Consider the following 11291-nt stretch of genomic DNA (forward strand, 5'->3'; position numbering starts at 1 on the left):
AAAAACGCCCGCGCCCTGCGCACCCCCCGGTGGGTGCGCAGGGCGCGGGCGCCGCGAAGCCGGCTGTGGAACCGCCGTCCTCAGCGGATGCCGGCGCGCCGGATCAGCGCCTGTAGCTCGCCGACGATGCCGCGGCGGAACAGCAGCACGCAGACCACGAAGATCGTGCCCATGATCACCGTGACCCAGGAGCCCACGCTGTCGGCGAGCTCGGTCTGCAGCGACACGATGGTGGCGGCGCCGACCAGCGGGCCGAGCACGGTGCCGAGGCCGCCGAGCAGCGTCATCAGCACCACCTCGCCCGACATGTGCCAATGCACGTCGGTGAGCGAGGCGAGCTGGAACACCAGGGTCTTGGTCGCCCCCGCCATGCCGGCGAGCGCGGCCGAGAGCACGAAGGCGAGCAGCTTGAACTTGGCCACGTCGTAGCCGAGCGACATCGCGCGCGGCTCGTTCTCGCGGATCGCCTTGAGGATCTGCCCGAAGGGCGAATGGATCGCACGGTAGATGATGAAGAAGCCGATGCAGAACACCGCGAACACGAGGTAGTACATCGCGAGGTTGTTCGACAGGTCGATGACACCGAACAGATGTCCGCGCGGTACGCCCTGCAAGCCGTCCTCGCCACCGGTCGCCTTCCACTGCAGCACGACGAAATACACCATCTGCGACAGCGCCAGCGTGATCATCGCGAAGTAGATCCCGGTACGGCGGATCGCCAGCACGCCGAAGACCCAGCCGAGCGCGCCGGCGGCGAGCGTGCCGCCGAGGATGCCGAGCTCGGGCGTCACCCCCAGGTCGCGCACCAGCATGCCGCACACGTAGCCGGCGCTGCCGAGGAAGGCGGCATGGCCGAAGGAGAGCAGCCCGGCGAAGCCGAGCAGCAGGTTGAACGCGCACGCGAACAGCCCGAAGCACAGGACCTTCATCAGAAAGGTGGGATACACCGCGAACGGCGCCACCAGCCCGATCAGGAACAGCGCGCCGAACAGGATCGGCATGGCGCGGGCGAACATCGAATTGGGGTTGTTCATCAGTCTGATTCCTTTGCCCGCGCTCAGGCCTTGCCGAACAGGCCGGCGGGCCGCACCAGCAGCACGATTACCATGATCACGAACACCACCACTGCCGAAGCCTCCGGGTAGAACACCCGCGTCAGCCCCTCGATCAGCCCCAGGCCGAGGCCGGTGAGGATGGAGCCCATGATCGAACCCATGCCGCCGATCACGACCACCGCGAACACCACGATGATGAGGTTGGAGCCCATCAGCGGACTGACCTGGTACACCGGCGCCGCGAGCACCCCGGCGAAGGCGGCGAGCGCGACGCCGAAGCCGTAGGTGAAGGTGATCAGCAGCGGCACGTTGATGCCGAGCGCCTGCACCATCTGCGCGTTCTCGGTGCCGGCGCGCAGGTAGGCGCCGAGCTTGGTCTTCTCGATGACGAACCAGGTGGCGAAGCACACCGTCAGCGCGGCCACCACGACCCAGCCGCGGTAGATCGGCAGGAACATGAAGCCGAGGTTCACCCCGCCCTGCAGCAGCTCGGGCACCGGGTAGGACTGGCCGGAGATGCCGTACTGGTCGCGGAAGATGCCCTCGAAGATCAGCGCCAGGCCGAAGGTGAGCAAGAGGCCGTAGAGGTGGTCGAGCTTGTAGAGCTTGCGCAGCATCGTGCGCTCGATCAGCACGCCGAGCGCGCCGATGACGATGGGCGCGAACAGCAGCGCGACCCAGTAGTTGATGCCGAGCTTGTTGAGCGCGATCCACGCCACGAAGGCGCCCATCATGTACTGGGCGCCGTGGGTGAAGTTGATGATGTTGAGCAGGCCGAAGATGATGGCCAGGCCCAGGCTCAGGATCGCGTAGAACGAACCGTTGATGAGGCCGACCAGCAGCTGGCTGCCGAGCAGCGCGCTCGGAACGCCGAAGATTTCCATGTGCGACTCCCGCAGCGGGACGGCCGTGCCGCCCCGCTGCGTCGTGAAGTGCGGGACGCCCCGCGATCAGCTCACTTCTTGACCAGCGGGCACTTCGACTGCGCCAGCGGCTGGAAGGCCTCTTCCGCCGGGATGGTCTGGCGGATGTGGTAGTAGTCCCACGGGTACTTCGACTCGGCGGGCGTCTTCACCTGCGCCAGGTACATGTCGTGCACCATGCGCCCATCCTCGCGGATGCGGCCGTTCTTGCCGAAGAAGTCCTTGATCGGGGTGGCCTTCATCTGCGCCATGACCTTGCCCGCCTCGTCCGTGCCGGTGGCCTGCACCGCGCGCAGGTAGTGCAGCACCGAGGAGTACTGGCCGGCCTGCACCATGGTCGGCATGCGCTTCTGCTTCTCGAAGAAGCGCTTGGACCAGGCGCGGGTCTGGTCGTCGAGATCCCAGTAGAAGCCGGTGGTCAGGTACATGCCCTGGGTGGCCTGCAGGCCGAGCGAGTGCACGTCGGAGATGAACATCAGCAGGCCGGCGAGCGACTGCTTGGGCGTGACGCCGAACTCGGCCGCCTGCTTGATCGCGTTGGTGGTGTCGGCGCCGGCGTTGGCCAGACCGATGATCTTGGCGCCCGAGGCCTGGGCCTGAAGCAGGAAGGACGAGAAGTCGGACGCCGGGAAGGGATGGCGTACCGAGCCGAGCACCTTGCCGCCGTTGGCCGTCACCACCGCGGACGAATCCTTCTCCAGCGCCTGACCGAAGGCATAGTCGGCGGTCAGGAAGAACCAGGTGTTGCCGCCTTGCTGCGTCACCGCCTTGGCGGTGCCGTTGGCGAGCGCATAGGTGTCGTAGGTGTAGTGCACCGTCACGTCGTTGCACTGCTCGTTGGTGATCGGCGTCGAGGCCGGGCCGCTCATCAGCGCGACGCGGTTCATCTCCTTGGCGATCTTCATCACCGCGAGCGCGGTCGAGGTGGTGACGAGCTCGGTAGCCGTGTCGACGCCCTCGCGCTCGAACCATTCGCGCGCCTTGTTGGAAGCGATGTCGGCCTTGTTCTGGTGGTCGGCGGAGACCATCTCGACCTTGAAGGCCGGTTTGGCCTCGGCGATGAAGTCCTCGATCGCCATCTGGGTGGCGAGCACCGCGCCTGCGCCGGCAAGGTCGGAATAGGTGCCCGACATGTCGGTGAGCACGCCGATCTTGACCGTGTTGCCCGAAATCTGCGCACTCGCCGCGCCCGACAGCATGGCGAAGGCGGCCGCGCAGGCCAGGGTGGTGAGTTTCTTCATCTGCATCGTGGGTCTCCGTCTCGTTCGTGTGGTTGTTACGCAGGGACTGCGCGGTGCAGCCGCTCAGACCCCCAGCGTCTGGTGCAGCCAGTCCATCTTCCCGGGGAGCTCCTCCGCGGTGATGGTGGCGATGATCTCGCCGTGCTCGAGCACGTAGTGGCGGTCGGCCAGCGGGGCGGCGAAGCGGAAGTTCTGCTCCACCAGCACGATGGTGAAGCCGCGCGATTTCAGCTCGACGATGACCTCGCCGAGCTTCTTCACGATCACCGGCGCCAGCCCCTCGGTGATCTCGTCGAGCAGCAGCAGCTTGGCCCCGGTGCGCAGCACGCGCGCCATCGCCAGCATCTGCTGCTCGCCGCCCGAGAGCTTGGAGCCTGGGCTGTTGCGGCGTTCCTGCAGGTTGGGAAACATCTGGTAGATCTCTTCCACCGACAGCGCCCCGCTCGCCACCTGCGGCGGCAGCATCAGGTTCTCCTCGGTGCTGAGCGAGGCGAAGATCGCGCGCTCCTCGGGCACGTAGCCGATGCCGTAGCGCGCCATGCGGTGGGTGGGCTCGGCGATCACCTCGCGGCCGTTGACCATGATCGACCCGGTGCGCTTGCCGACCAGGCCGAGCACCGATTTCAAGGTCGTCGAGCGTCCGGAGCCGTTGCGCCCGAGCAAGGTCACGCATTCGCCGCGCGCCACCTTGATGTCGATGCCGTGCAGGATGTGCGACTCGCCGTAGAAGGCGTGGAGGTCGTGGATCCGGAGCATCTCCGGATGAGGGGTGAAGGCACTGGTCATGGCGTTTCGGGGGCGGGGATCAGTGGTGGGCGTCGCCGATGTCGTCGGAGCCGACGTAGGCCTCGAGCACCTTGGGGTTCTTCGACACCTCGGCGTAGCTGCCTTCGGCGAGCACGCTGCCGCGGGTGAGCACGGTGATGCGGTCGCACAGGTTGGCGACCACCGAGAGGTTGTGCTCCACCATCAGGATGGTGCGGTTGGCGGACACCTTGCGGATGAGTTCGACCACGCGCGCGATGTCCTCGCCCCCCATGCCCTGGGTGGGTTCGTCGAGCAACAGCATGCGGGGCTCGAGCGCCAGCGTGGTGGCGATCTCGAGCGCGCGCTTGCGGCCATAGGGCATCTCGGCGGTGACGGTGTCGGCGAACCGGGTGAGATCCACCGCCTCGAGCAGGGCCATCGCCTCGTCGTTCAGGACATCCAGCGACTTCGCCGAGCGCCAGAAGTGGAATTCCGTTCCCAGCCTGCGCTGCAGGCCGATGCGCACGTTCTCGAGCACCGTCAGGTTGGGAAAGGTCGCCGAGATCTGGAAGGAGCGCACCATGCCGCGGCGCGCGGTCACCGCCGGCGCCTCGCGGGTGACGTCCTTGCCGTCGAACAGGATGGAGCCTGCAGTCGGCGGCAGGAACTTGGTCAGCAGGTTGAAGACCGTGGTCTTGCCCGCGCCGTTGGGGCCGATCAGGGCATGGATGTGCCCCGTCCGCACCTTCAGGTCGACATTGGATACGGCGACGAAGCCCTTGAACTCCTTGGTGAGTCCACGGGTTTCGAGAATGAACTCGCTCAAGGCTGTCTCCTGCCCGGGTTCGTTTTTTGTTGCGGGCAGTGTTCCGGCCGCCCGGAGAGGCGTCAACCTATCGTTTGCCCCAATGGGCAAACCCTGCCGGGCCGAGCCTCGACGTGCCTCGGGCCACGCTGCCGGGGCACCACGGACAAGAAAAATAAAATATATCTATCTTTATGGGCAGCTTTCGCGCATACTGCGCCGCAGCGATATTCAAGTCATGTAGTTCATTTGTCGGCATATCCGGTTCCTCGGGCCGTATTTCCTCAAGTCGTACCTCGCTGTCTTGAACCTCGCCCCAACCAGGGGGCTTTCCCCATTTTCAGGAGATTCAAGACATGGCAAACGGCACCGTGAAGTGGTTCAACGATTCCAAAGGCTTCGGCTTCATCACCCCGGAAGCGGGTGGTGACGACCTCTTCGCCCACTTTTCCGCCATCCAGGGCCAGGGTTTCAAGACCCTCGCCGAAGGCCAGCGCGTCACGTTCGACGTGACCACCGGCCCCAAGGGCCTGCAGGCGTCCAACATCCGCGCCGCCTGAGCTGCATCGCGAACCGGCGCCTGCGGCGCCAATCGCCTCGAGAGGCCCGACGAGAGTCGGGCCTTTTTGCTTTTCGGCCTGCCGAAAAGCGGCAGCGCGACCGATCACCCCTACGAATGGAGGACAGCCCGATGACCCGGCTCATCCAGAGAACCGAACTCGAGACCTACTACTACACACCCGTGCATTGCCCCTTCTGCGGCGTGCGCGTGATGGGCGCCGACCCCAGCGACGAGACGCGCATCACCGCCTGCCCGCATACCTTGTTCATCGCCCACGACACCGGCTTCGAATATCGCTCGGCCCGCCTCGACCACAATCTGCATCTCGACGGCCTGTCGGAGAGCGAGATCGAGGCGCGGTGGCACGAGGACGCACGCGGCATCGACGGCTTCACCGACACGGTGTGCCTGCCCGATGCGATCAAGGTCGCCGCCTACGCACCCGCACCCTCGGCGTACGGCTCGTACTACGGGTTCGCACCCGAAAATTGAGTTGCGCGCGCTCCCGCCGCGCCGCGCAGCGGTGAGCGCGCGCGCCTGCGCACTCGCGCAGCCCGTGCGGAGCCTGCACGACTGAGCTGAAACGAACGGGCGGCCGCCCTTCGGCGCGCCGCCCGTTGCGCTTGCAGTGCCCGGCCGCAGCCGGATCAGTTCCCGCTCATCGCCATCATCAGCTGGTTGATGCGCTTGACGAAGGTGGCCGGATCGTCGAGCGTGCCGCCCTCGGCCAGCAGGGCCTGGTCGAACAGCACCGCCGCCCAGTCGTCGAAGTGCTTGTCCTCGTACTTCAGGCGCAGCACCGCCGGGTGGTTGGGGTTGATCTCGAGGATGGGCTTGGAGACCGGCGCGTTCTGGCCCGCAGCCTTGAGGATGCGCGCGAGGTTCATGCCGAGGTCGTGCTCGTCGGCGACCAGGCAGGCCGGGGAGTCGGTCAGGCGCAGCGTCACCTTCACGTCCTTGACGCGCTCGCCCAGGCTCGCCTTCATCTTGTCGACCAGCTCCTTGTACTCGTCGGCGGCCTTCTCGACCTCCTGCTTCTCGGCCTCGTCCTCCAGCGCGCCCAGGTCGAGCCCGCCCTTGGCGACCGACACCATCGCCTTGCCGTCGAACTCGGTGAGGTTACCGGTCACCCACTCGTCGACGCGGTCGGTGAGCAGCAGCACCTCGATGCCCTTCTTGCGGAAGACCTCGAGATGCGGGCTGTTCTTCGCCGCGTTGAAGGTCTCGGCGGTGACGAAGTAGATCTTGTCCTGGCCTTCCTTCATGCGGCCGATGTAGTCGGCGAGCGACACCACCTCGTCGGGCGTATCCAGCTTGGTCGAAGCGAAGCGCAGCAGGCCGGCGATCTTGTCCTTGTTGGCGAAGTCCTCGCCCACGCCTTCCTTGAGCACCTTGCCGAAGGCCTTCCAGAACTCGGCGTACTTGTCCTTGTCCGCGGCCTCGTCGCTGTTGGCCAGGCTCTCGAGCAGGGTCAGCACCTTCTTGGTGCAGCCGGCGCGGATGGTGTCGATGTCCTTGGATTCCTGCAGGATCTCGCGCGACACGTTGAGCGGCAGGTCGGCCGAATCGACCACCCCGCGCACGAAGCGCAGGTAGGTCGGCATCAGCTTCTCGGCGTCGTCCATGATGAAGACGCGCTTCACATAGAGCTTGATGCCGTGCTTGGCGTTGCGGTCCCACAGGTCGAAGGGCGCGTTCTTCGGGATGTAGAGCAGATTCGTGTATTCGTGGCGGCCCTCGACGCGCGAGTGCGTCCACGCCAGCGGGTCCTCGAAGTCGTGGGCGACGTGCTTGTAGAAGGCGGTGTACTCGTCGTCCGTGATGTCGTTCTTCGAGCGCGTCCACAGCGCGTTGGCCTGGTTGACGGTCTCGTCCTCGTCGGTCACGACCTGCTTCTTCTGCTCCTCGTTCCATTCCTCCTTCTTCATCACGATCGGCTGCACGATGTGATCGGAGTACTTGCGGATCAGGCTCTTCAGCTTCCACGACGACAGCAGGTCTTCCTGGCCCTCGCGCAGGTGCAGCGTGATCTCCGTGCCGCGCCCGGGCTTGTCGACCTGCGCCACGGTGTAGGCGCCGGCTTCGTCGCCCGTCATCGAGCATTCCCACTTCACGCCCTGGTCGGCAGGGAGCCCGGCGCGGCGCGACACCACGGTGACCTTGTCGGCGACGATGAAGGCGGAGTAGAAGCCGACACCGAACTGGCCGATGAGGTGGGCGTCCTTCTTCTGGTCGCCGGTAAGCTTGCCGAAGAACTCCTTGGTACCCGACTTGGCGATGGTGCCCAGGTGGGCGATCGCCTCGTCGCGGCTCATGCCGATGCCGTTGTCGGCGATGGTGATCGTCCTGGCCTCGGCGTCGAAGCCGATGCGGATCTTCAGCTCGCTGTCGTCCTCATACAGCGCGCCGTTGTCGAGCGCCTCGAAGCGCAGCTTGTCGCAGGCATCCGAGGCGTTGGAGACGAGCTCGCGCAGGAAGATCTCGCGGTTGGAATACAGCGAGTGGATCATCAGGTGAAGCAGCTGCTTCACCTCGGCCTGGAAGGCGAGCGTCTGGGAGGAAGGTTGCGAAGGGTTGTGGACTTCGGACATTGGAAGCTGCTCCGTCGAGGGGTTGTCGAAACGCAGCAGCAGTTGGGGGCACGGCGGCGGATTTCAAGCGCCACCGCCCCCGCGGATCAGCAGCGGAAGCGCCCGACCAGGGCGTCGAGCTCGGCGGCCAGGCCCTGCAGCTGCTCGGCCGCGACCACCACGCTGTGCATCGAGCCCGAGGTGCCGTCGGCCATCTCGGTGATGGTCTGCACCTGGCGGGCGATCTCGGTGGAGGCGCTGCTCTGCTCGCCGGTGGCGTAGGCCACCTCGCGGATGCGCTCGAGCGCCTCGCCCGCGGTGCTGCGGATGCGGTGCAGCGAATCGGTCGCGTCGCCCACCAGCGCCACGCCGCCATCGACCTGGCTCGACACCTCGGCCATCGCGCCCACGGTGGCGCGGGTCTCGTTCTGGATGCCCTCGATCACCTTCTCGATCTGCACGGTGGCCACCGCGGTGCGCTCGGCCAGGCCGCGCACCTCGTCGGCCACCACCGCGAAGCCGCGCCCCTGCTCGCCGGCGCGCGCGGCCTCGATGGCCGCGTTGAGCGCGAGCAGGTTGGTCTGGCCGGCGATCTCCTTGATCACGTTGGCGATGGTGCCGACCTCGTCGGCGCGTGCCACGAGCTGCTGGATCTTCTGCGCCGCGTCGCCCACGCGCGCGGCAATGGCCTGCATCTCGCGCGCCGCGCGCTCGGCCTTGCCGGCGCCCTCGTCGGCGAGCCCGGCCGCGGTGCTCGAATGCTGCTCGGCCAGGCGCGCACTGTCGGAGATCTGCTCGATGCTCACGGTCATCTCCTCGATGGCGGCGGCGATCGACGCGGTCGCGCCGGTCTGCGAGACCGAGGCCTCGGACACCGAGCGCGACACCGCGTGGATCTCGCGCGCGCTCGCGCCCAGGCGCGAGGCGCTGCCGCCGATCGCGCCGATCATGGCGCGCAGCTGCGCGAGCATGTTCGAGAGGTTGCCGAGCAGGCTGTCGCCCCGCCCGCGCTGCTCCACGTCCACCGCCAGATCGCCGGCAGCGGCGCGCTTCATGATCGCGCCGACGTAGGCCGGCTCGCCACCGAGCGCGCCGGTGACCCCGCGGATCACCCACACGCCGATCAGCCCGAGCAGCACGAGCACAACCGCGACCAGGGCGCCGAAGCGCAGCGCCGCGTCATTGAAGGCAGCATCGATGTCATCCACATACACGCCCGAGCCCACCACCCAGCCCCAGGACGGGAAGGCCTTCACGTAGCTCAGCTTGGGCTGGGCCGGGTCGGTGGCGACGCCCGAGCGCGGCCAGGTGTAGTCCACGAAGCCCTGCCCCTGCGCGCGCGCCAGCGTCACCATCTCGCGCACGAAGTGCTTGCCCGCGCTGTCCTTCAGGTCGGCGAGCTTGCCCTCGAGCGCGGGCCGCAGCGGGTGCATCAGCATGTTCAGCTCGAGATCGAGCACGAAGAAGTACTCGTTGTTCTGGTAGCGCAGCCCGCGCAGCGTGTCCTTCGCAGCCTTCTGCGCCGCCTCGCGGTCGAGCACGCCGGCCTGCTCCAGCGCGTGGAAATGCGCGAGCACCCCGGTGGCCAGTTCGATCTGGCTGCGCACGTTGCGCGCATAGCCCTCGCGCATGTCGTCGCGGTTTTCGTACAAGGCCGCGAGCGCGAGCAGGACCATGCCCGCGAGGGCGACGAGCAGCATCAGCGCCAGGCGGCGGGCGACGGTGAGGGATTCGAAACGCATCTTGCCGGACCATCCACGAAAGGAAGACTTTGCGGGAGGGCTGTCGCCTGGGCGTACAGCCGCTTCGTCCGGTCAACGGCAGCATTCGGCCCGACTTGAGCACCCTGCAGCCTGAATGCCACTCCACCGTTCAGCGGTATTCCACCGCGCCGATCTCGATCTCGCGCACGCCGGCCGGGCTGTGGAAGCGCACCACGTCGCCGACGCGCGCCTTGAGCACCGCACGCGCCAGGGGCGAGATCCAGCTGATGCGCCCCTGCGAGGCGTCGGCCTCGTCGACCCCGACGATCTGCAGGGTCTGCTCCTCCGCGGTATCGAGATCGCTGAAGCTCACCGTCGCACCGAAGAAGACCTGCTCCAGGCCCTGCTGGCGCTCGGGATCGACCACCTCGGCGCTCTCGATGCGCTTGATCAGGAAGCGGATGCGGCGGTCGATCTCGCGCAGGCGCTTCTTGCCGTAGATGTAGTCGCCGTTCTCCGAGCGATCGCCGTTGCCCGCGGCCCAGGCCACGGTCTCGACCAGCTTCGGGCGCTCGACGCGCACGAGCTGGTCGAGCTCGACGCGCAGCGCATCGTAGCCGCGCCGCGTCATGTAGTTCTTGCTTCCCGGCGGCAGCCGCAACGCGGGGGCGAGCTCCTCGTCCCCGTCGTCGCCGTCGCTCTCCTTCACGAAGGCCTTGTTCACTTGCGCATTCCGGTCGGTATCGAGGGGCGCATGGTAAGAAATCGGCGCCCGCCGGGGAAGCGTCGCGGCGTTCTTCACCCCAGGACGGCGCGCGCCTGCGGTCGTGTTGTCATCCCCTGCGCCGCCGCATACCATTGCCGGCAAAACGACGCCGCCCGGCACTTCGCCCACGGCCGGCGCACACGCCAGGGGAACGAGCATGAGCGGGGAGAGCTTCGACGATGTGACCAGCCTGCGCCAGCGGCTGGAAGAGCTGCGCCTCGAGCACCGCGACCTCGACGACGCGATCGCCCGTCTCGCCGACAACCCGGTCGAGGACGAGCTCATGCTGCGCCGGCTCAAGAAGCGCAAGCTCGCGCTCAAGGACCGCATCGTGGCAATCGAGCACATGCTCGACCCCGACGAATACGCCTGAGCCTCCGCGCGCCGAAACGCCCGCCCGTTCGAACATCCGAGCGCCCCGGCGCCCCGGTACCCGGAGCGGCGCGCGCCCGTCCCTGCGCCTCACGACTCCCACCCGGACGCGGACAACCCCGCCGTCCGCCCCTCCCGACGCCTCCACGAACACACCCATGACCCACACCCTCCAGCTCGACGGCCGCCGCGCCGCCTTCGACGACTTCGGCCCCGCCACCGCGCCGGCCATCCTGCTGATCCATGGCGCCGGTCACGACCGCGGCGTCTGGCAGGCGGTCACTGCCGGGCTGGCCGCGGCCGGTCGCCGGGTGATCGTCCCCGATCTCCCCGGTCACGGCGATTCGGAAGGCGAGGCCCCCGGCGCGGTCGACGCCATGGCGACGTGGGTGCTCGCCTTCGCCGACGCGCGGGGGCTGGACCGCTTCGAACTCGCCGGCCACAGCATGGGCTCGCTGGTCGCGCTCGCCGCCGCGGCCGCCGCCCCGACGCGCATCGGCCGCCTGCACCTGCTCGGCAGCCTCGCGCCGATGCCGGTCGCGCCCCT

12 protein-coding genes are annotated in these 11291 nt (G+C 67.4%); 4 read left to right on the forward strand and 8 right to left on the reverse strand.

Annotated elements, in window-relative coordinates:
- Positions 1-80 precede the first annotated feature (80 nt).
- From C665_RS15325 to C665_RS15345, 5 genes are all read right to left on the reverse strand, one after another.
- Complete coding sequence (locus tag C665_RS15325; RefSeq protein WP_004321383.1) at positions 81-1034, reverse strand: branched-chain amino acid ABC transporter permease; 954 nt, start codon at positions 1032-1034, stop codon at positions 81-83.
- A gap of 23 nt (positions 1035-1057) precedes the next feature.
- Positions 1058-1939: a branched-chain amino acid ABC transporter permease gene (locus C665_RS15330; RefSeq protein WP_004321386.1), complete on the reverse strand. Its 882-nt coding sequence runs from the start codon at positions 1937-1939 to the stop codon at positions 1058-1060.
- Positions 1940-2010: 71 nt separating this feature from the next.
- The gene (locus C665_RS15335; RefSeq protein WP_004321389.1) at positions 2011-3225 is read right to left on the reverse strand and encodes an ABC transporter substrate-binding protein; all 1215 of its coding nucleotides are present in this window, start codon (positions 3223-3225) and stop codon (positions 2011-2013) included.
- 57 nt (positions 3226-3282) lie between these two features.
- The gene (locus tag C665_RS15340; protein ID WP_004321392.1) at positions 3283-4005 is read right to left on the reverse strand and encodes an ABC transporter ATP-binding protein; all 723 of its coding nucleotides are present in this window, start codon (positions 4003-4005) and stop codon (positions 3283-3285) included.
- Between the two features lie 19 nt (positions 4006-4024).
- Positions 4025-4792, reverse strand: a complete 768-nt coding sequence (locus C665_RS15345; protein ID WP_004321394.1) for an ABC transporter ATP-binding protein — start codon at positions 4790-4792, stop codon at positions 4025-4027.
- 335 nt (positions 4793-5127) lie between these two features.
- Between C665_RS15345 and C665_RS15350 the strand changes: the two genes are divergently transcribed.
- Both C665_RS15350 and C665_RS15355 read left to right on the forward strand, forming a co-directional pair.
- Positions 5128-5331, forward strand: coding sequence for a cold-shock protein (locus C665_RS15350; RefSeq protein ID WP_004321396.1), 204 nt, complete (start codon positions 5128-5130; stop codon positions 5329-5331).
- A 131-nt stretch (positions 5332-5462) separates the two neighbouring features.
- The gene (locus tag C665_RS15355) at positions 5463-5825 is read left to right on the forward strand and encodes a hypothetical protein (RefSeq protein WP_004321398.1); all 363 of its coding nucleotides are present in this window, start codon (positions 5463-5465) and stop codon (positions 5823-5825) included.
- 155 nt (positions 5826-5980) lie between these two features.
- Here C665_RS15355 and htpG read toward each other — a convergent pair whose 3' ends face one another.
- The 3 genes from htpG to greB all read right to left on the reverse strand — a co-directional run bounded on the left by htpG (position 5981) and on the right by greB (position 10330).
- A complete protein-coding gene (gene htpG, locus C665_RS15360; RefSeq protein WP_004321400.1) occupies positions 5981-7924 on the reverse strand; it encodes a molecular chaperone HtpG in 1944 nt (647 codons plus the stop codon).
- Between the two features lie 86 nt (positions 7925-8010).
- The gene (locus C665_RS15365) at positions 8011-9645 is read right to left on the reverse strand and encodes a methyl-accepting chemotaxis protein (protein WP_004321401.1); all 1635 of its coding nucleotides are present in this window, start codon (positions 9643-9645) and stop codon (positions 8011-8013) included.
- A 130-nt stretch (positions 9646-9775) separates the two neighbouring features.
- Positions 9776-10330, reverse strand: a complete 555-nt coding sequence (gene greB, locus C665_RS15370; RefSeq protein WP_004321404.1) for a transcription elongation factor GreB — start codon at positions 10328-10330, stop codon at positions 9776-9778.
- A gap of 199 nt (positions 10331-10529) precedes the next feature.
- Between greB and C665_RS15375 the strand changes: the two genes are divergently transcribed.
- Positions 10530-10745: a YdcH family protein gene (locus C665_RS15375; RefSeq protein ID WP_004321408.1), complete on the forward strand. Its 216-nt coding sequence runs from the start codon at positions 10530-10532 to the stop codon at positions 10743-10745.
- A 157-nt stretch (positions 10746-10902) separates the two neighbouring features.
- Positions 10903-11291: alpha/beta fold hydrolase (locus tag C665_RS15380; protein ID WP_004321411.1), on the forward strand; the 389-nt coding region annotated here is incomplete at its 3' end.

The organism is Thauera aminoaromatica S2 (assembly GCF_000310185.1).
Taxonomy (GTDB): domain Bacteria; phylum Pseudomonadota; class Gammaproteobacteria; order Burkholderiales; family Rhodocyclaceae; genus Thauera; species Thauera aminoaromatica.

Excerpts from the sequence above, each read along its gene's own strand:
- C665_RS15325 (WP_004321383.1), bottom strand. The coding sequence starts at position 1,034 with ATGAACAACCCCAATTCGATGTTCGCCCGCGCCATGCCGATCCTGTTC.
- C665_RS15330 (WP_004321386.1), bottom strand. The coding sequence starts at position 1,939 with ATGGAAATCTTCGGCGTTCCGAGCGCGCTGCTCGGCAGCCAGCTGCTG.
- C665_RS15335 (WP_004321389.1), bottom strand. The coding sequence starts at position 3,225 with ATGCAGATGAAGAAACTCACCACCCTGGCCTGCGCGGCCGCCTTCGCC.
- C665_RS15340 (WP_004321392.1), bottom strand. The coding sequence starts at position 4,005 with ATGACCAGTGCCTTCACCCCTCATCCGGAGATGCTCCGGATCCACGAC.
- C665_RS15350 (WP_004321396.1), top strand. The coding sequence starts at position 5,128 with ATGGCAAACGGCACCGTGAAGTGGTTCAACGATTCCAAAGGCTTCGGC.
- C665_RS15355 (WP_004321398.1), top strand. The coding sequence starts at position 5,463 with ATGACCCGGCTCATCCAGAGAACCGAACTCGAGACCTACTACTACACA.
- htpG (WP_004321400.1), bottom strand. The coding sequence starts at position 7,924 with ATGTCCGAAGTCCACAACCCTTCGCAACCTTCCTCCCAGACGCTCGCC.
- C665_RS15365 (WP_004321401.1), bottom strand. The coding sequence starts at position 9,645 with ATGCGTTTCGAATCCCTCACCGTCGCCCGCCGCCTGGCGCTGATGCTG.
- C665_RS15375 (WP_004321408.1), top strand. The coding sequence starts at position 10,530 with ATGAGCGGGGAGAGCTTCGACGATGTGACCAGCCTGCGCCAGCGGCTG.